The organism is Prochlorococcus sp. MIT2302 (genome assembly GCF_059772385.1).
In genome coordinates, this window is sequence record NZ_CM186285.1 from 609,804 (window position 1) to 629,254 (window position 19,451).

Here is a 19,451-nt window from a genome sequence, read left to right on the forward strand (position 1 = left end):
AGTAGAAATTATAAAGGTACGGTTAGACACCGAAAAATACTCCACAACTGAGAAGTTTTTCTATTATCTTTTTGTTTTCCCCTGCGAGTACAAGGTCAAATGGCTCAACGAATAAACGTTGCATTGAATTCAATCCCATCTGGGTGTAGAGATTTAGCTGAGTTTGCTTTCTTCTGCGGTATCGGTTTTACATTTGGTAGCCTAGGCCTCATATGAGAAATTATTTTAATAGCAGAACACTTCTTTTTTCTGTAATCTAATTTATTAATTAATATACAAATAACTTTCATCAAATTAAATTGTTAAATATAGAAAAATTTGTATTAAATTTACTTTGAAGTTTTTAGAATTAAAAATAGATATTTTATTAGAAATTATTAAATTATTTGGCATTTCAAAGTCATAGAAAAAAGTATTTATAAAGGAAAAGAACTTTTTCAAGAGATCATCCTCCGTCAAACGAAGATAGAGGACAATTTATTTAATTGATGTCAAGCCTCAGCTTTCTATTCTTTTACCATATGAAAATTTTATGAAATTTTAGATTCACATTTAAAATAATAGATCAGCAGGATCCAATTCTGTTCACGAAAAGAATAAAATTCTTTCATAATTCATATATGCATTCAGGTCAGTCAGTGAAGCTGATACCAAATTTTGCTGAGTTACTTCATGAGATTAAATTACCATCGCCAGAAAAATGCTTTTTAATTGAGGATGGCGATGAAAAATATATAGGAAAATGGATAAAAAACGGAGAACTCACATGTGAACTTGAAAAACTCTTCGAGTGGATAAATATGAAGTACAAACTCAAAAAAAACAACCTCAGCAACAAAGAGAGAGAAATTGCTGAAGATGTAAAAAAAAGATTTCCTTTAGAACAATGGCGTGTGATAAAAATTTTTAGTGACCACCAACGAAAATATCGATATTACAAAAAAGCCATAGAAGACGTAAAAAGTAGAACAACTCCTCGAATGAACGAACAAGCAATCATGACCATATTTAAACCAGGCTGGAGTATAAATACTTAGTATGGTATAATTACCTATAAGACTTAAAGGTTTTTGAAACGCATGATTAAAAAGTACCCCTTGCTTCCTTTCATTATTTTTGCTGGAGCATTATTAAGCACCGCTACAATTGGTTTGCCTGTATTCGCAGGATAATTTGAATACAAATTCAAATTACTTTAGTTAATCTAACTTTAGCCATTACTTTTAAATATATTTTAAAATAATATTACAATCTCATAACCAAGTAAACATAGTAAATAATGAACAAAAAAATTAATTCAATTTAAAATTTTAAAAGGTATGACTATTTTGATAAAATAGTAGACCAATAATTAAACAAGAAATATGATGAATATAAAAATATAGAAAGGTAAACCCAATTAAGCCAAGTTGGACGCTCATTACCATTATTCATTTAATCTAATAAAAATATGGTCAATATAATATACTTTCTAAATATGTTATTTGACTACAAGCTTATAATGCTTAACGTTAATTCTAAAAGTTGAAGACCAAAAGTAATTACATAAGAGGAGGTATCTATGAAAAAACGATACAAGTTTCTAGAAAAACACGTAAATGAATTTACCAAAACTTTCGAAAGCTTAAGGGGAAACGAATGGTCTTTGAATTTTCCCGTTTTTATTTTTGATAGAGATTGGTTTAAACTTAAAAAAGTAAAACTCTATGATTTAGCTAGAGAACTTAAGCCAGACAACTCACAAGAAGCCCCAGAACTAATTCAATATCAAAAATTACTCAAGGATGGACACGATCATTTGCTTGCCATTCAAGAATGTTGGAATGAATTTGGAATTGAAGACTTTCATAGATCTCTAAGAAACTCATCAGAATGGAAATTAAAAGGAAATAACGGGTGGACTTTTAAAAAATACGCTGAACTCCTAATAGGATATAGAAATATTATTGAAAATAAAGAAGTTCGCATACCTATAATTATCCTCGGAAGAAATTCAAGCGAAGATCACAAACTTGAATGGATAAGCTATGAATTCATTACAGAATTAAGTATCCAAGACTAAAACACATACCGTATTCCTCTATAGACTTTCAAGCAATAGTTAAATCGTCAGATCTGGTACCCCACTCAGTGTCTTCGAGAAGATCAGAGTAACAAGAGGCATTTACCAAGTTATATTTCTGAAATTTCCAATCTGAATCTTCAAGGTAATCTGAATACTCGAATGTTTTGGCAAGAAGAGAGAATTCCTTACTAAAAGGGCACATAAATCTTATGCATTTATTCAATCATTCACACTCCTAAAGATAAAAGCAACTAAAAATAATAATTCCTAAATATTTAAATAGAAGAATTAAGTCCGATACAACAAAGTAATTCAACACTGCATGTGTTATACGATGTTTAACTGAGAAAAACCTTTTTCAAAAAGAATGGATAACGTAAGAAATGAAAAAGCTGGGGAAATTGATTTCGAAAACCTTCCAGAAGGTGCTTATTTCTTTACAGGTCAAGAGGGATTTGTGAAAGTTGAGGTAGATAATCAAGGTAATCAAACTTGGGATCTAAATAATTGGTTTGACTCATTAGACCCAGACATAAATGAGGCTCAACATCAAAAAATAATTCATGACATCAAAAAAAGAATAAATGCTGAAACAGGAAGAATCAATCCACCTGAAAATTTAGGAAAAAGAATTTTCTCTAATCCTTTTAAAAATAAATAAAAGAGATTAACCTATTTAAAAGACAAAAATATTTGATTCACTGCTAATCCAATTAGCAAATATCTTAATAATGTACACCATGCATACAAATAAACACATTCATAATCTGACTTAGAAATTTCATCACCTTTTCGACTTAACAAAAGATTAAAACGATAGTTTGAGTTGTTTTTAATAATAAATACAACAGATAATATAAATGTTTTTAAGACACTTGTGTTTATACATAAAGCCAGAGCCGCAAAAAAAGAAACATTTGATATGAAGTCAAAAAAAGGAATAATGACAGCAGGCAAAACAAACAAATTAGATAAAGTATAAACAACTCTGTTTTGCATAATTGAAAAAATCATCGTTTATACGAATACAAATATTTATATCTTTAGCAAACAATTAATGGAATGGCCATTTTCAAATAAAAATTAATAGAAAATAAATTCCATTCTGATAAACAATTAAATCAAGGCCCCTGAAGATTGGCATCATTAAATTAAGCAAATAAAATTATCAGAATTATGATTCGATGATCTTTTAAACAATTATATATTTTTTTTTCATATTTAAAAATGGCATTTCTAAGAAGTTATAATCATGTTATTACAAAAGAAAAAATGAGAATATTACTTCTCCTCTCTATATTTATATTAGCTCTTTTATTCATTGGGAAGAAAATTCTTTATTCTGCAAAAAGGAATCTATTCAAAGATCAAGCCGCTTGGTCTGGTAAAGATATAACAATTACATATAACAAGTCAAAAGAATTTTCAGAGGCAAAAGAAATTGATAACTATTTAAAAATAATTGCTGATGAATCAAAAATCTATTTAGAAAACCAGTCTAAAAAAGAGGGAGAATAATAGCAAACAATTCAAAATAGAAAAAGGATAAAGAGAGATTAAATAAAAAAAAATGATTCATACTTTAAACTATAATAGGATTAATCATTTTATAAAAATGTATTATCACTTGTTTTCCATAAATAATTTATATTTCATGTTAATAAAGACAACTCTACTAAATATGACTATTAACAATCCTCTTTTTATTTTAGCAGTAATAACAGTGATTTGGTTCATTCCAGGAATTATAGTTAGACGGTATAATGAATCAAAGCAGATAAAGAAAAAGGAAAAGAATCAGGCTGATGCCATAAGAAAGCTATACCCTGAGTCAAAAGATTGATTGAATATATAAACCAGTAAAAGGTTTATATATTCATAAAAAGTTAGAGCCTTAGTTATTCTCTGAAAAAGTTACTTTAAAGTCAAAAAGTCAAAAAACAAATACCTTTTAGTATTAGTTGTACGATTTTAGATAGAATGAGTTAGTCTTACAAAAAAGAAGTTGATGATGATAAGGAAACTAGGACAATATGGTGGTTATTTACTAAGTGGAATATTAATAGCATGGCTAATAAATCCAACAGCAGCTCTAGGATTCCTTGAGATTTTTGTAAAAATGACTTTATTAGTAACTATTCCACTTGGTGGAGCTTATCTTTTAGATAAAATTATCCTTTTAAAGCATCAAAAGTTATGGAATATAATTTTTCCAACATGGGTAATAGTTAGTGTCTATTTTAGCTTCAGGCTAGTTAAATTAATAGAAAGACTTATTAATTAAATATTTAAGGTTTTTAAAAAATATCTATAGAATTATAGAAAAACATTATTACTAATTATTCTTTTCAAAAGGGTAATTTCAAATAAGAATCGATTCATAAATCAAGTTAAAAGCTTAAGAGGCAAGACCTCAAAGTATGCTTTTGCAAAGTACATAGCATTTCTAGAAGTTAAAATATCCACCTTTATCGAAAAAATTAATGCTTTATGGATAATGATTAACACAGTTGAAATTCGAACATCATGGTCCTCCCTTTCCTTACCGCAATATTTTTCCCTGATTATGGTTACCAAGGCATTCCTTGGGATTTATATTTACTTCATTTTTTCTTCTTTGCAATTGTGATTCCATTTCATGTAATTATTTTTGCAGCTCGTAGCGCTCAAAAGGTCAAGCCTAATGGGGTGAAAGACTGGCTCAAGTGGGAAACCAATGCAACTAAAGACGACTTGACTTCAAGATTTCCAAACAATTTCCCTACCGCTTGAGTAACTTTATAGACTTTAAAAAATGTCTGAATTTATCAAGGTGCTACAACTTCATTAAATTTGGGCAGTTTTAGGTTTATATATAACCTGCATCTAAAAAAAAATGATTCATTTGCCATTCTTAACCTTTGCTTTGGGAGGAGGAAGCCTCTCAGCAACAATTGTCGGTGTTCTATCCGTTGTTCTTTTTGGACTAGTTGGTGTAATTGCTGGTCCTAATCTATCAAAATTTGATTCTGAAGCCTAGGAACACAGCTCATAGGCTAAATCTATGAGCTAATTTCCCTAACTAACAATTTCTAGATTGCCAAAATCTATCTAACGAATCAAACTCTCAAATAAAAAAGATCTTTATCCATCAAGTGTTTTTACTCTTGATGGACTTTCATTTTTTATCTCAATTGCAATTGAAAAATAAATAAACAAAATCACCAAAATAAATGGCTGAAGTCAAAAAAATATCTAGAAAAAATTAAATTTAATAAAACAAAGCCTAGCCAATACATAAGTAAATCTTATAATCAGCATGACCATTAGAAATAAGGGTTGATTAGTTGCAGCGCTGGCTTATACATTTAAATGTACAAAATTTACAAAACTCAGTCAAATGGAAATGAATCCTTATAAGCCTTTGATACAAGCTATTCAAAAAGTATGCAGAAACTTCAAGTAAAAGATTAGAAGAATTTAATGAGCAGATTTAAATTCACCTCCTCTTCCTCCAGCTTCAGAGGCTTGTCCTATTCGAGAAAATAAATTTAAGCTTTCATCATTTAAATTAATCACTTCGACTTCAGATCCGCCTAATTTTATTCTCCTAATTACTTGGTCAAGCACCGTTACGCCGCTTTGATCCCATATATGGGCTTCTGCCATATCGATAGTAATTTTTTTAGGATGTTCGTGAAGTTCAAATCCTTGCCTAAAGTAAATGCTACTAACAAAGAATAATTGGCCTTTTACTTTATAAACCCTGTGATCTTCGCTATTTAAAGAAGACTCAACCTTAATAACTTTTGCAACCTTTCTACTAAATAATATTGCGGCAAGGCCAACCCCTGAAAGCAGTCCTAGGGCCAAATTATGTGTAATAACAGTTACGAATACAGTTAATACCATAACCGAACTATCACTTCGAGGGATACGGCGTATATCTTTAATTGAGATCCAATTAGCAGTGTTTATTGCAATCATTATCATTACACCAACCAATGTCGCCATTGGTATTTGATTCACCCAATCTTTAGCAGCAAGGATCATTGCTATTAAACAAACCCCGGAACTCAATGTTGAAAGGCGAGTTCTTCCCCCATATCCAACGTTCATAACCGATTGTCCTACCAAAGCGCATCCGGCCATACCTCCAAAGAGAGAACTAACAATATTACCAATACCCTGTCCTCGAGCCTCAACATTTTTATTTGTGGTTTTATCAGTCATATCATCAAGAATATCTTGAGTAAGAAATGTCTCCATAAGACCAACTAAGGAAATTGCTAAAGCTGTTGGAAGTATCAAACCGAGCGTTTCAAAATTGAGAGGAACTTGTGGGAAACCAAAGCGAGGTAATCCATTTGGAAGGATTCCTAAATTCGATACAGTTGGAATATTTAATTTAAATCCAATAGAAATTGCAGTACAAATAAAAATGGCTACCAATGCTGAGGGCAAAAGCTTAGTAATTCTTGGCAGCAAATAGATAATTAACAATGTAAGTATGGTCAAACCCCAAACAGCAGGTAGTTGAACTGCAGTAACTACTCTTTCAGAATGTGCAATCTCAATACCCAAATGAGGCAATTGAGCAAGGAAGATTAATATGGCCAAACCATTTACAAAGCCATCCATAACAGGTTGAGGTACAAATCTCATCTGATGAGCAAGTCTCAAATACCCCCAAGCGATTTGAAGAATTCCCGTAAGCAATCCAGCAGCCAAAAGATATTGCAGGCCAAGGCCAGGGCTAATGTTTTCTCCTTGTTGCACAATCCCAGTCATCAAAAGAGCAGTTGAGCCAGTTACTGAGGTAATCATGGCCATTCTGCCCCCAAAAATTGCCAGAGTTACAGAGAGCAAAAAGGCACCAAACAACCCAACTCTTGGATCAACACCTGCAATGCCAGAAAAAGCTATCGCCTCTGGAATCATCGCGAATGCAACAACTAGTCCAGCAAGCACATCGCGAGAAGGAGAGACTATTCTCTCCTTGGCTAAAAAATTGTTCAATTTCAAAACAACGCTTTTACCATCCTGCCTCATTAGACATGAGAATTCAGATCAGTAAGAAGATCTTCTTACTAATCTGAATAAATAATCAATCGGATTCCTCTTTCCTTTGAATAAATGAATCCATCAATTTTTTATATTCATTCTCTCTTGAACTTTTTGCAAAGCCGACAATAAAAACGACAGACGATACCAGAATAAGGGTTAGTATTGTCGGACTAAGACCCATTTCACTAGCAGTCAAAGCAAAGAAAAAATGAGCTATCATTAAATAAGTAAATACTATAAAAAGACTAAGTTGAATTGCACAATCTTTAAAGTTTTTTAGACAGAAGTTTATTTTTTAGATATACAAAAATAATGAATACGAAAGTTTATAACTATTTTTCTTTTATTAAACTAACAAACTCTTCAGTAGTTAAGGCTGGTTTATACTCCCAAGTCATTCCGAATTTATCTCTCCAGGACCCAAAAACCTTAAATAAAACTGATGCACTTGAAGCTTTACAAATGATCACTCCAGTACCATCTTGTGGAGTATGAGCCCATTCAATCCTCTCATAGCCATCAATGAGATCCTCAGATTTTCCACTTTCGACATAATCTACAAATGCTTCAGATGAATAATTTTGATCCTCAGATGATTCGAATTTCCAAGTGACTATATAAAGTTGCATTTTTTTTTAGTAACGAATTTATTCTATCTGAAAATTATTTTTTATTCCTAAAACCAGGCTCAAATTGTCTTCGTGCAGCCTGTGTTCTTAGAATTAATTGCCTTCCAGAACTAGATAATGTAAACCTTAAAGCTTTGCCAGACTTAAACATCGCCTCTCCGATCGCCTTTGTTCTGGATAATTCAATTTGATAAGCACGAGAAACGGCTCTTTCAGCATCTACATTTGCTAACTTTGCTTGCTGGGCTAAACGTTTGGTTTTTGATTTAGGAATTACGGAGAGTTCACTTTCTGGTTCTGCCCACCTCCATAGCCAATTAGAATTCGATTTTGTGATAGAAGAAGATTTCTTAACCATACTTCCATTTTTATAAGAAATAAAGGCGTTTTTCGCCTAACAAAGACCCTAACCCGTACTGGTAAAAAAAAAGGATTGAGAAAGCAAAAAAAAATGAAAGTTTAAAAGTTCTTAAAAATACTAAAAAAAATTAAATACTATAAACCTAGAAATTTTTTTATTTCAGATGATCAAATTAAGATATCAAAAAAATTTCAAACGTTTTAATAAGTCAACCACCACATAAAAACATTTATAGTTTACTAAGTGATTAAAATTTTAAGGGTAGATCCATTAAAGCCCAAATATACAAAGATATATTTAATGCAATGGCAGCTCCTACTGTTAGTTTCTTCATACCAAAGTAAATCATCGCATTTTTAATTCAGCAAAAAAATCTCTTTTTAGAAAGTATTTATACCCTCATCAACACATAAGTATTTTAAGAGCTTTATGGATTTTTAGGAATGAAAAGAAGTCCTGATCTGCAATCATCAAGAAGTCCTTTGATTTTAACTAATTTTGAATCAAGCACTTGGTCAGCTTTAACAGGAATCCAAATAGGTTTTATCAATTCATCATTGGGTCCAAGTCTTACCCGAGCTCCAAACCAATTTGCATGTGAAGGTATTGAAGCTCTGCATTTTGTCTCATTGAGAGTTAAATCAACTTTCCTCTCGATAAGCCAATCTTCAATAAAAATCAAATTAGTAAAACTATTCACCCCAGCATGTACGCATAAGAAGCTTGAAATCCAAAGAAACAGAAAACAATAATTCTTCAAAAATTCAGAAGTAGTTATAACTTCAGTTTATTTGGTAAGAGTTTTATGAAATGGGTCGCCTGAGATTCGAACTCAGGACCAGCCGGTTAAAAGCCGGATGCTCTACCACTGAGCTAGCGACCCATAATAGACCAATAGTAATAGTCCAATATGAAAAATATCACGTTGTCGAAGCATTAACCGCTTTAATGTTCCTTTTTGAGGACTAAAAAACAATTTCAAAATCATTTTTTTTCCATCCTCATTGATTTTTCAGATATTTTTGAAGTCTTAATAAAAAGTTGAGGGATATGAGAATACTATGTAATTAAGCTTTTAATTGAGAAAAAAACGACAGTTTGACAGAAATTCCATCGGTAACCGTAATAGGCGCTGGTCTAGCAGGCTCAGAAGCAGCATGGCAAATAGCTAGTGCAGGAGTCAAAGTAACTCTCTTTGAAATGCGGCCAAAGAAGAAATCTCCAGCTCACCACTCACCCGAATTTGCAGAACTTGTTTGCAGCAATAGCTTTGGAGCGATTAGTAGTGATAGAGCAGCAGGGCTTTTACAAGAAGAGTTAAGAAATTTAAAATCTATTGTCATAGCAAAAGCTGATCAACACTCTGTTCCTGCAGGAGGAGCACTTGCAGTGGATAGAAGTCAATTCAGCCTATCAATCACAAATACACTTTCTTCTCACCCCCTAATAAAAATCATTAGGGATGAATGTCCTTGCCTACCAAATGCTAAAGAAATAACAATTTTAGCCACAGGTCCTTTAACAAGCGAATCGTTAGCTAATGACATTAAACAATTTACAGGAGAAAATGAATGTCATTTTTTTGATGCTGCTAGCCCAATAATTACTGGTGAAAGCATTGATTTTTCAACAGCATTTCGGGCAAGTAGATACGACAAAGGCGACGCTGATTACATCAACTGCCCAATGAATCAAGAGTCATATTTGAAATTTCACTCTGAGTTAATTAAAGCTGAACAAGCTGAATTAAAGGATTTTGAAAAAGAATCAGCTCTTTTTTTTGAAGGATGCCTTCCCATAGAGGAGCTTGCAAAAAGAGGTCTTGAGACAATGCGTTTTGGCCCATTGAAGCCAATAGGGCTGTGGGATCCAAGATGGGGGGATGTAAACGACAAAAGTCTCCGAAGGCTGAAAAGAGCTCATGCTGTCATTCAATTAAGACAAGAAGATAAGGCAGGTCAATTATGGAATTTGGTAGGTTTTCAAACAAATTTAAAATGGGGAGAACAAAAACGTATATTCAGGATGATTCCTGGCTTGTCAAAGGCAGAATTTGTTCGGTTAGGAGTAATGCATAGAAATACTTTTCTCGAATCTCCAAAGTTATTAGAGCCAACACTTCAGTTCATTAATAGAAAAACTTTATTTGCTGCTGGACAACTCACTGGGACAGAAGGGTATGCTGCTGCTATAGCTGGAGGTTGGTTAGCAGGAACTAACGCAGCATTGTTAGCAAAGGGATTAAATACAATCACTTTGCCATCGTCAACCATGATTGGAGCCTTAACAAACTTTGTCAGCAATAGTCAAGCAAGCTTACGAGTTCAAAATAAAAAAAACTTTCAACCCATGCCAGCTAATTTCGGATTACTACCTGAACTAGATAATAGAGTTCACAACAAACGTGAAAGATACAAAAAATATAGAGATAGAGCTCTGAGTCATATAAAAAAAATAAAGGAAAAATTATTAGACAAAAACCCCTCTTACACGACCATCTAAAATTTCTTGTATCTCATGACTCAATTAACAAATAAAACTAAACCTTCTTCACTCTGGGATTCGATCGTTATCGGTTCAGGTCTTGGTGGATTAGTGACTGCAAGTCAACTAGCAAGCAAGGGTGCTAAAGTTCTCGTCCTTGAGCAGTATAAAATCCCTGGTGGGAGTGGTGGTTCATTTAAAAGGAAAGGATACACTTTTGATGTTGGAGCATCAATGATCTTTGGATTTGGTAAAAAGGGGTACACAAATTTACTAACGCGAGCTCTCAAAGATGTTGGACAAGAATGTGAAACAGTTCCTGACCCAACACAATTGGCCTATCATCTACCTAATGACTTAGAAATTACAGTAGATAGAGACTATAAAAAATTCATTACCAAGCTAATTGATTTATTTCCTCATGAAGAAAAAGGAATAAATCATTTCTACGAAACATGTTGGAAAGTATTTAATTGTCTGAATTCGATGCCTTTACTTTCAATAGAAGATCCGGGATATCTAATGAAAGTTTTCTTTAAATCACCTTTATCATGCCTAGGATTGGCCAGATGGTTACCAGTTAATGCCGGAGATGTTGCGAGACGACATATCAAAGATCCCGCTCTTTTAAAATTTATAGATATTGAATGTTTTTGCTGGTCAGTCATGCCCTCCGACTTAACGCCTATGATAAACGCAGGGATGGTCTTTTCTGATAGACATTATGGAGGGATAAACTATCCAAAAGGAGGTGTTGGAATTATTGCAGAAAAATTAGTGCAAGGAATTAAAAATTTCAAAGGAGAAATTAAATACAAATCTAAAGTAAAAAAAATAATTTTTGAGAACGGAAAAGCAATTGGTGTCTCATTAGATAATGGTGAAGAATTTTTTGGTAAAACGATAGTCTCCAATGCAACAAGATGGGATACATTTGGTGGCCAAGGAATCAATGATCCACTTGTGGAACTAGATAAAGCCCCTCAGGCCGAGACAAAATGGAGTAACAGGTACATCCCTTCTCCTTCATTTTTATCTTTACATTTGGGCGTAAGTAAAGACTCCATTCCTCCGAATACAGATTGCCATCACTTACTTCTCGACGCATGGGAAGAAATGGAAAATGAACAAGGAGTAACTTTTCTATCAATACCGACCTTACTAGATCCATCATTAGCACCTTCAGACAGCCATATTGTTCATGCCTTTACTCCTTCTTCAATGGATTACTGGGAGGGATTAAGCAATACAGAATATCTTGAGAAAAAGAAGAGAGATGGAGATAAACTTATATCTAAGTTGGAAAAATTATTTCCAAGTCTTAGTCAAAGTATTTTACACAAGGAGATAGGTAGTCCAAGAACACATAAAAGGTTTCTTTCTAGAGCCAAAGGTAGTTATGGGCCAATTCCTTCAATGAGATTACCTGGCCTACTTCCTATGCCATTTAATACTACAAAGATAAAAGGACTTTATTGTGTAGGTGATTCTTCGTTCCCTGGACAAGGGTTAAATGCAGTGGCGTTTAGCGGGTACGCTTGTGCTCATAAGATTGGCACCCTGCTAGGAATTAACAAGTGGGAGCTTCCAGAATAATTTTCATACACCAACAAAAAAAATTATGAAGGCAAATTATCAAGACTAAACCTATACCCCTGCTGACGAACAGTTGTAATTCCTCCACCATCACCAAGACCAGCTTGCTCTAGTTTTCTTCTAAGCGTCAAAACCTGAGTATCAACAGAGCGAGGTCCACCACTAAATGGAGGCCAAGCCATTCGAAGCAACTCATGTCGGCTCCTTACCATTCCTGGTGGCATCAACAAAGCACACAACAAAGCAAATTCTCTTGGACTGAGTTCCACAGGTTTTTCTCTCAATGTGACCTGTCTAAGAAGAAGATGGACCTCAAGGGGACCAACCGCGACGCGTTCTTGTAAACCAATTCTTCCTCTTTTGAGTAAAGTCCTGCATCTAGCAGCTAATTCTTCTAGGCCAAAAGGTTTCCTTAAAACATCATCAGCCCCCTCATCTAAAAGACCAACAACAGGTTCAACTCCTGTTCTTGCAGTTAAAACAATCACTGAACAGCCCAATTGTTGTGCAAGTCGAAGGGCTGAACTTTTTTCCAATATCTCTGCACTAACTAACAAATCTGGTGATTGATCCCGACAAAGATCAACTGCCTCCTCAGCAGAACCTACTGCTGCGGCTAGCTGCCCATCTTGCCTAAGCCTCTGAACCAAAACAGTTCTGAGAGTTGGATGGGGTTCGACCACAAGCACCTTCGAAGGTGATTGTGTGGTTGCTTGAATAGGAGAAGAACCTGATGAGGATCCTTGAATTTGCTCAGTACCGAGCTGATCTGCAGGTATTAATGTCACAAGTCGGAAATGTAGACCCTTAGACTAGAGAAGATATTAAAGCAGACTGTTCGCTGACTAACAAGAATAGTCTGTGTCTTAGCAAACCATGACATCTTTTGATAATCCAGAAGCAATAAAACACTTCCAATCAATTTGTGATGCCTGTCAGGAGCTCACAAGTCGATACCACAGTCCTTCTGAGCTTCGGATCTATGCAGACGGATATTTACATTCCCTAAGGAATTGCAAGAGATTAGGCTCAAAGGATCAAGAGAAGTTAGAAGCATTAATTGATAGATGGATATTGGATCCATCAAGCTTTATTGGGCCTGATGGTGATATTAATAACCTGTTTTTTCAAAAAGAAGCCTAGAGATAAATCAGAAAAGTAACAAGTTATGAAGCAAGCGCGATTTCTAATTTTTCTTTCAATTCCCCAGAGTTATACATGCTTATCAAGATATCGGAGCCTCCAATAAATTCGCCATTAACATAAACTTGAGGGATTGTTGGCCAATTTGAAAATTCCTTTATTCCCTCTCGAATTTCCATATCAGAGAGCACATCAAAAGTATCAAAGCTCATTCCCAAGGAATTAAGAATTTGAACAACATTGTTGGAAAAACCACATTGTGGCATCAACTTATTACCTTTCATGAAAACAAATATTGGTTTTGAATTAATTAAGAGTTCAATTTTTGAACGAGTTGTAGAATCCATTTCTGAAAAGTTATTGAGGAGTTGAGGTTTTCAAGGCCAAAGCATGAATTGTTTCTGTTTTCAATTCATTTTTTAATGCACCATAAACAAGTTGATGTTGTTGTACAAGGGATAGCCCAGAGAATTGCTCAGATACAACATTGACTTCAAGATGATCACCGCCGCCCATATCTTTCACATCAATTTGAGCATCGGGAAGTGTTTGCTTAATTAAAATAATAACTTCTTGAGCTGTAATCATTTTTGAATAAGGAATTAAAGTGAATTTGGTGAAAATAAAGTCAATGTGGGTGCTAAAGATTCAACTAAGTAAAATCATATTATCTTCTACCAACAGCTAACAGAGCGGATTGTTCAGCACTTCTCATACTTCTGGAAAGTTCAATGTTAAAGTCATTTGTAGATTGCTTAAAATCCCTGGAAATAATTATTGGTTTAGAGAAACAAATTGATGCCGATCCATAAAACTTCGGAACAACATCGCTATAGGCCAAACCAACTGGAACAATTTTAATTTCCAAACCTTTGTTAGACGCAAGTTGAGCTAAGCGAATCAAGCCTTTTTTCAATTTCACAGGCTCACCAAGTCGATTTATCTTTCCTTCTGGGAAAACAACTAATTGCTGACTTGAAATCAACAAATCAACTGCATATCTAAGAGTGGTTAAAGAAGGTCTTCCTTGATCAATTGGGAAACAACCCAACCTGTTTAAGAACCAACCTTGCAACCCTTTCATTTCTGATCGGGTGACCATGTATCTACAATCTCTATTTGTAATCCTTCTCCCGGCAGCCATAGTCAACATCAAAGCATCCCATCTAGACCTATGAGTGGGAGCAAGTACGACAGAACCACTTAAAGGTAAATTTTCTCCGCCAATAACTATTCTTCTTCGAAAAAAATTGTTCAACGCAAAATCTTGTGTAACCAACATAGCTAATCGACTCCAGAAGGGATCAACCCCAAGGCATATTTTTTTTTCTCTATGAAGAAGGGGCAAAAAAACCCTCTTAAACGAACTATCCTATGAAGTTAACTCCGAGAGCTTTACTATTAATGATCAGACTGGGCAGTTACTACAGCGGCTAAACCTTATTTGCTTTTGATGAATACAATCTAAGTATATCTGAGTTACCTATGGCAAGTCTTGGCGTAAACATTGATCACATAGCAAATGTCCGAGAAGCTCGTAAGACATTTGAACCTGACCCAGTAAAAATGGTTCTTTTAGCGGAATTAGGTGGTGCCGACGGTATAACAGTTCATCTAAGAGAGGATAGAAGGCATATCCAAGATAGAGATCTAAATCTTCTAAAAGAGACTGTACATACTCGACTAAATCTGGAAATGGCAGCAACTGAAGAAATGGCTTCAATTGCACTTAATCTCAAGCCAGATATGGTTACATTGGTTCCTGAAAAAAGGGAAGAGGTCACTACAGAAGGAGGACTTGATGTCATTAAACACAAAAACAAATTAAAGGAAATAATCCAACGTCTTTCAGATGAGGATATTCCAGTTAGTCTTTTTGTTGATCCAGTCCAAGCTCAATTAGAAAATTGTGCTGAAGTAAAAGCCGCCTGGATTGAACTTCATACGGGTAAATATGCAATCACAAAAAACAAGGCAAGAAGTCTTGAATTATCAATTCTTAAAGAAAGCACAGCCCAAGCAAAATTCTATGGTTTGAGAGTAAACGCAGGGCATGGATTGACCTATCAAAACGTTGAACCGATTGCGGCTATTGAAGGGATTGAAGAATTAAATATAGGTCATACAATTATTTCTAGAGCACTTTCAGTAGGTCTATCTCAGGCAGTAAAGGAAATGAAAAGCCTAATTATCAATCCAAGAAAAGACAACTTCTTACTTTAAAAAATATCTTTAAATCGCATTTTGACTCTTGCTAACAATTTATCGAAGTAATAAAGCTGAATGGTTAGCAGAGATACTGGGGCAGGAACTCCGATTAAACCCTCCTGAAATAACAGAAGAAGTTAATATTATTGTAAGTACATGGCCAACAAGCAGATGGCTAAGTGAAAAACATTCAATAATTAATAATATCAACGCATTAGTTAAATACCCTTTTCCTGGTACATATTTAAAAAGATTAGTTAAGAGAATTATTGGTATAGATCCTAATGAAAAAGATCCTTGGGAAAAGAATCAACTTGTATGGAATATACTAGAATTATTACCAGAATTAATGAAAGAGGAAGAGGCACAGGTAATTCGATCCTGGCTAAAAATAAGCAATAAAGATAATGAGCAAATCAATCTTAATTTATGGGATTTAGCAAACAATATTGCAGAGACATTTGATGATTACATATTTTATAGACCTGAAATTATCAAGCAATGGCTAAGCAAAAAAACGAAGAAAGATTCTAGAGTAATTAGTGATAATAAAAACATCCTTTGGCAAGAAATATTATTTAATTTACTATATACAAAGATAAATAAAGATCCTTTCTGCATCCAAGTCGAAAAAGCTATTAAACGTCTAAAGAAAGATGATATTCCTAAACTAGATTATCCAAAAAATCTATATGTCTATGGAATAATTAGTTTGGCACCATTGCAAATAGAATTGATTCAAGCATTATCAAAAGTAATAAATATAAAAATTTATCTGATTTCTCCTTGTAATGATCTTTGGCAAAGATGTGAAGCGAGAAGACTGCAATTTAGAAACACATGGAATACTCCTCACGACAGAAAATGGTTACTAGAATCTCCAAGACTTGAAGCCTTCCTTGGACGTATGGGAGCTGAATTTCAACAGTTGCTAGAAGGGAGTGGTGAATATCAACTGGGAGAAAGAAATGAGGAAGATATTTTTTCTCTTACAGCAGATATCGCCACTAATAAAGGGAACAAACCAAATCTATTAGAGCAACTGCAACAAGAATTGTTATCCACAAAAAGTGAGAGTACCTTAACTAAAGAAAAATCTGATAAATCACTCCTTTTCCTTAAATCTCCAGGGAAGTATCGACAAGTTGAATTGATACGAGACCATATATTACAGCTCTTCAGTAATGACAAGAAACTTCGACCAAGAGACATTTTAATAATGACACCACAAGTTGATAGCTATGCGCCAATAATTACCTCAGTTTTCAACAATATAGATCACAACACTACTCAGCTACCCTGGGTAATAACAGACAAGAGTCAAGAAGATAAAGTAGGTTTAACACATTTTGTGTTAAACCTACTAGAGATTTCTGCATCTCGCCTAACAGCCTCAATATTTGAGAGCTTATTAACTAATCCAGCATTAATAACACAACAGAATATAACTATTGACGATGCGATTGAAATAACTAAAAGCCTTCAATCTGCTGGCTTTACTTGGGGACTTGATTCCTCAGAAAGATTTGGGGAAGAAACTCATAGCCTATGTTGGTGTCTAGAAAGGTTTCTACTTGGCCTTGTTTTACCAGATGATCCAATTAATGGAATAAGCAATATCTCCCCTTATTCTGAGAATATTTCAAGTACAGAGTTTATAAAAGCTTGGAATATACTTTCAAAACTTTGCAATTATATCGATGCGATTCGTAGTAAACGTTCATGTAAAGAATGGATAAAACTTATAACATCGCTCGTAAAGGATTTATTTGGAGATGGTGGAGTATGGGCATGGGAAAAACAACAACTACTAACTATTGTTAATAACTGGGGTCTCGTAGCAGATAATTGTGAGCTAGAAATTGATTGTCTAGTAGTCAAAGATATTATCAACAAAGCAATAAGTTCTACAAATGGCAAATTTGGTCATAGGACTGGGAAAATCACGATCAGTGCCTTAGAACCAATGAGAGCAATCCCTCATCAAATCATCATCATCATGGGATTAGACAGTAGAACTTTCCCAAGAATAGATAATAGAAGGAGTTTTAATCTCCTAGACAGAAAAAGAGAGCTTGGAGACCCAAACCAATATGATAAAGACCGCTATTCATTGTTGGAAGCTTTAATCTCAAGTCGTCAAAATCTTTTGCTTTCCTGGAATTCCAAAGATGAAAAGACAGGAGAAGATCTTGAACCTCCAAGTCCTATTCAACAATGGCTGAATTACTTAAAAATCAAATTAGGAGCCAACACCTTTGAAGAGATTCTCATTGAGCCACCAGCAAGCCCTCTTGATCATTACAACTTTATAAAAACCGAAAGTCCACAAATCATGAGTTGTGATAGGAAGAATCTAGAGGCCAGAGAATGGATTGAAAGAGCAATACCAACAAAAAATATTTCACTAGCATTACCGATAAAGTGGAAAGAAATAAACATAAACGAAATAAAATCTTATTCCTTCGAGAAAACAAAAGAATGGTTACTCAATCCACAAATAACATGGTTAAAAGAGCATGAAATCCAATCAAAAGAATTTGTCAATATTATCGAAGACAATGATTTATTCGAGCTTTCAGAATTAGAACGATATAAAATTCTTAAACACCGATTAGAGAATAGTGATCTCAGAAAGATTGACGATACAAAAAATAATTTAAACTACTGGAGAGAGACCTATTATGGCAAAGGTATTTTCCCTCCAAAAGGTTCAGGGTTAATAGAAGAGGCTCTTCTTGAGGAGCGATGGAATAATTTAATATCCTCAATATATGCTACCGGTCGAATCACGAAAAAGAGCATTGAGATGAAAGAGTTAGAGGGTGAATTTTACTTTGGAGGGAAGAATTTGATACAGATTGAGGTTGGAAGTTTAAAATATAAAGCTCTTATGAATGGATGGCTAAATCATTTATATTTATCTGCCAATAGTTCATTTAATTATAAAACACTAATTATTTCAAAAAAAACAGATTATAACAAAAGGATTAATTTCGAAATAAGCAAGGAGTTTTTACCAATCAATGCAAAAGAAGCAACTGACACTCTAAGACAATTGCATCAATTAGCAGCCGCAGGAAGAACTGACTGTTGGCCCATACCACCAGAAAGTGGGCTGACATATGCACTAGCTACCAAAGACAAGAATAAGAATGAGCAAGATTTATTTCAAAAGAAATGGGAAGGTGATTTGTATATGAAAGGAGAGCGAGAAACTCTATCAATGGAACTTTGCTTTGGCAAAAAATGTAAAGCCTCTACTTTTCTAGAATTTGTATCATTTAAAGATGTATTAATGAGTCTCTATGAACCACTCCTAAAAAACAGTAACTAATCTAGAAACTAAAATGAAGCCAAATAAAAGCAATCTCTTTAAAAATATTAAAACTCTCTTATCAAAATGGGGATTCAGTAAAAAGGGGTTATTGAATAATTCAAAAGGAGAGTGGTATTTATTTTCACAAATATTTTTAATCATCCTACATTTTATACCTCCCTATCCAAAAATAAAGCATATAGCATTTTCAATAGATACATTTTGTACAATTCTTGGGGTAGCAATTTCGATGATAGGTCTATTCACTATCGTTAAAGCATTTATAGATTTAGGAGAGAACCTCACACCACTTCCTTATCCAATGAATGAATCAAGTCTGATAAAAAATAAGTCATACAAAAATGCTCGTCACCCTCTTTATAAAGGATTAATATTTACTTCTTTAGGAATATGTATTTTGTCATTGAGTTTAATACATTTTACTCTACTCATATCATTAGCCTACATTTTAAAAATAAAAGCCTTAAAAGAAGAAGAAAAACTGAAAGTTAGATTTCCTGAATACAAAGAATATATAAAAGAAGTACCGGCTATTATAAAAAATGTAAAATATTTAGATTGGAGGTCCTAAATGTTAAA

The 19,451-nt window shown here is 33.9% G+C and carries 23 protein-coding genes and 1 tRNA gene; 14 read left to right on the forward strand and 10 right to left on the reverse strand.

Translation table 11 applies throughout. The features are described from left to right. Window positions 1-638: 638 nt before the first annotated feature. The 3 genes from AC6EI2_RS03870 (at window position 639) to AC6EI2_RS03880 (ending at window position 2,726) form a co-directional block, all read left to right on the forward strand. Window positions 639-1,037 carry a hypothetical protein gene (locus tag AC6EI2_RS03870; protein WP_498463089.1) on the forward strand — a complete coding sequence of 133 codons (399 nt, stop codon included), beginning with the start codon at window positions 639-641 and terminating at the stop codon, window positions 1,035-1,037. Between the two features lie 524 nt (window positions 1,038-1,561). Continuing rightward, window positions 1,562-2,062 carry a hypothetical protein gene (locus AC6EI2_RS03875; RefSeq protein WP_498463090.1) on the forward strand — a complete coding sequence of 167 codons (501 nt, stop codon included), beginning with the start codon at window positions 1,562-1,564 and terminating at the stop codon, window positions 2,060-2,062. Between the two features lie 370 nt (window positions 2,063-2,432). Beyond that, on the forward strand, window positions 2,433-2,726 hold the full coding sequence (locus AC6EI2_RS03880) for a hypothetical protein (protein ID WP_498463091.1): 294 nt from the start codon (window positions 2,433-2,435) through the stop codon (window positions 2,724-2,726). Window positions 2,727-2,737: 11 nt separating this feature from the next. On the opposite strand, the gene AC6EI2_RS03885 is transcribed toward AC6EI2_RS03880, so the two are convergent. Next, window positions 2,738-3,079, reverse strand: a complete 342-nt coding sequence (locus tag AC6EI2_RS03885) for a hypothetical protein (protein WP_498463092.1) — start codon at window positions 3,077-3,079, stop codon at window positions 2,738-2,740. A gap of 213 nt (window positions 3,080-3,292) precedes the next feature. Here AC6EI2_RS03885 and AC6EI2_RS03890 point away from each other — a divergent pair, with 213 nt between their 5' ends. The 5 genes from AC6EI2_RS03890 to AC6EI2_RS03910 all read left to right on the forward strand — a co-directional run bounded on the left by AC6EI2_RS03890 (window position 3,293) and on the right by AC6EI2_RS03910 (window position 5,084). After that, on the forward strand, window positions 3,293-3,583 hold the full coding sequence (locus AC6EI2_RS03890; protein ID WP_498463093.1) for a hypothetical protein: 291 nt from the start codon (window positions 3,293-3,295) through the stop codon (window positions 3,581-3,583). Between the two features lie 163 nt (window positions 3,584-3,746). Next, window positions 3,747-3,908, forward strand: coding sequence for a hypothetical protein (locus AC6EI2_RS03895; protein ID WP_498463094.1), 162 nt, complete (start codon window positions 3,747-3,749; stop codon window positions 3,906-3,908). Between the two features lie 165 nt (window positions 3,909-4,073). Further along, a complete protein-coding gene (locus AC6EI2_RS03900) occupies window positions 4,074-4,349 on the forward strand; it encodes a hypothetical protein (RefSeq protein WP_498463095.1) in 276 nt (91 codons plus the stop codon). A gap of 242 nt (window positions 4,350-4,591) precedes the next feature. Next, on the forward strand, window positions 4,592-4,837 hold the full coding sequence (locus tag AC6EI2_RS03905; protein WP_498463096.1) for a hypothetical protein: 246 nt from the start codon (window positions 4,592-4,594) through the stop codon (window positions 4,835-4,837). A gap of 103 nt (window positions 4,838-4,940) precedes the next feature. Next, the gene (locus AC6EI2_RS03910) at window positions 4,941-5,084 is read left to right on the forward strand and encodes a hypothetical protein (RefSeq protein ID WP_498463097.1); all 144 of its coding nucleotides are present in this window, start codon (window positions 4,941-4,943) and stop codon (window positions 5,082-5,084) included. Between the two features lie 440 nt (window positions 5,085-5,524). On the opposite strand, the gene AC6EI2_RS03915 is transcribed toward AC6EI2_RS03910, so the two are convergent. From AC6EI2_RS03915 to AC6EI2_RS03935, 5 genes are all read right to left on the reverse strand, one after another. After that, the gene (locus AC6EI2_RS03915; protein WP_498463098.1) at window positions 5,525-7,096 is read right to left on the reverse strand and encodes a SulP family inorganic anion transporter; all 1,572 of its coding nucleotides are present in this window, start codon (window positions 7,094-7,096) and stop codon (window positions 5,525-5,527) included. 347 nt (window positions 7,097-7,443) lie between these two features. Then, a complete protein-coding gene (locus AC6EI2_RS03920; RefSeq protein WP_498463099.1) occupies window positions 7,444-7,740 on the reverse strand; it encodes a DUF3303 domain-containing protein in 297 nt (98 codons plus the stop codon). A 34-nt stretch (window positions 7,741-7,774) separates the two neighbouring features. Further along, window positions 7,775-8,098 (reverse strand): hypothetical protein, encoded by a 324-nt coding sequence (locus AC6EI2_RS03925; RefSeq protein WP_158466806.1) that lies wholly within the window; start codon window positions 8,096-8,098, stop codon window positions 7,775-7,777. 430 nt (window positions 8,099-8,528) lie between these two features. After that, the gene (locus tag AC6EI2_RS03930) at window positions 8,529-8,801 is read right to left on the reverse strand and encodes a hypothetical protein (protein ID WP_498463100.1); all 273 of its coding nucleotides are present in this window, start codon (window positions 8,799-8,801) and stop codon (window positions 8,529-8,531) included. Between the two features lie 111 nt (window positions 8,802-8,912). Further along, window positions 8,913-8,984, reverse strand: a tRNA-Lys gene (locus AC6EI2_RS03935). Between the two features lie 215 nt (window positions 8,985-9,199). On the opposite strand from AC6EI2_RS03935, the gene trmFO reads away from it, so the two are divergent. Both trmFO and crtH read left to right on the forward strand, forming a co-directional pair. Further along, entirely contained in the window at window positions 9,200-10,603 is a 1,404-nt protein-coding gene (gene trmFO / locus AC6EI2_RS03940) for an FADH(2)-oxidizing methylenetetrahydrofolate--tRNA-(uracil(54)-C(5))-methyltransferase TrmFO (RefSeq protein WP_498463101.1), read from the forward strand. A 15-nt stretch (window positions 10,604-10,618) separates the two neighbouring features. Continuing rightward, window positions 10,619-12,181 (forward strand): carotenoid isomerase, encoded by a 1,563-nt coding sequence (crtH, locus tag AC6EI2_RS03945; protein ID WP_498463102.1) that lies wholly within the window; start codon window positions 10,619-10,621, stop codon window positions 12,179-12,181. A gap of 23 nt (window positions 12,182-12,204) precedes the next feature. Here the strand turns inward: crtH and AC6EI2_RS03950 are convergent, their stop codons facing one another. After that, the gene (locus tag AC6EI2_RS03950; protein ID WP_498463103.1) at window positions 12,205-12,969 is read right to left on the reverse strand and encodes a response regulator transcription factor; all 765 of its coding nucleotides are present in this window, start codon (window positions 12,967-12,969) and stop codon (window positions 12,205-12,207) included. A gap of 88 nt (window positions 12,970-13,057) precedes the next feature. On the opposite strand from AC6EI2_RS03950, the gene AC6EI2_RS03955 reads away from it, so the two are divergent. After that, the gene (locus AC6EI2_RS03955; protein WP_498463104.1) at window positions 13,058-13,324 is read left to right on the forward strand and encodes a DUF6761 family protein; all 267 of its coding nucleotides are present in this window, start codon (window positions 13,058-13,060) and stop codon (window positions 13,322-13,324) included. 23 nt (window positions 13,325-13,347) lie between these two features. On the opposite strand, the gene grxD is transcribed toward AC6EI2_RS03955, so the two are convergent. The 3 genes from grxD to AC6EI2_RS03970 all read right to left on the reverse strand — a co-directional run bounded on the left by grxD (window position 13,348) and on the right by AC6EI2_RS03970 (window position 14,672). After that, window positions 13,348-13,671, reverse strand: a complete 324-nt coding sequence (gene grxD / locus AC6EI2_RS03960) for a Grx4 family monothiol glutaredoxin (protein ID WP_498463105.1) — start codon at window positions 13,669-13,671, stop codon at window positions 13,348-13,350. Between the two features lie 10 nt (window positions 13,672-13,681). Next, window positions 13,682-13,912 (reverse strand): BolA family protein, encoded by a 231-nt coding sequence (locus AC6EI2_RS03965; protein ID WP_498463106.1) that lies wholly within the window; start codon window positions 13,910-13,912, stop codon window positions 13,682-13,684. 79 nt (window positions 13,913-13,991) lie between these two features. Continuing rightward, window positions 13,992-14,672 (reverse strand): lysophospholipid acyltransferase family protein, encoded by a 681-nt coding sequence (locus AC6EI2_RS03970; RefSeq protein ID WP_498463107.1) that lies wholly within the window; start codon window positions 14,670-14,672, stop codon window positions 13,992-13,994. Between the two features lie 137 nt (window positions 14,673-14,809). Here AC6EI2_RS03970 and AC6EI2_RS03975 point away from each other — a divergent pair, with 137 nt between their 5' ends. From AC6EI2_RS03975 to AC6EI2_RS03985, 3 genes are read left to right on the forward strand one after another with little or no spacing between them, the layout of a single operon-like run. After that, window positions 14,810-15,547 (forward strand): pyridoxine 5'-phosphate synthase, encoded by a 738-nt coding sequence (locus AC6EI2_RS03975; RefSeq protein ID WP_498463108.1) that lies wholly within the window; start codon window positions 14,810-14,812, stop codon window positions 15,545-15,547. Between the two features lie 28 nt (window positions 15,548-15,575). Continuing rightward, complete coding sequence (locus AC6EI2_RS03980) at window positions 15,576-18,869, forward strand: exodeoxyribonuclease V subunit gamma (RefSeq protein WP_498463109.1); 3,294 nt, start codon at window positions 15,576-15,578, stop codon at window positions 18,867-18,869. Window positions 18,870-18,882: 13 nt separating this feature from the next. Continuing rightward, the gene (locus tag AC6EI2_RS03985; protein ID WP_498463110.1) at window positions 18,883-19,443 is read left to right on the forward strand and encodes a methyltransferase; all 561 of its coding nucleotides are present in this window, start codon (window positions 18,883-18,885) and stop codon (window positions 19,441-19,443) included. The last annotated feature ends 8 nt before the right edge of the window (window positions 19,444-19,451 follow it).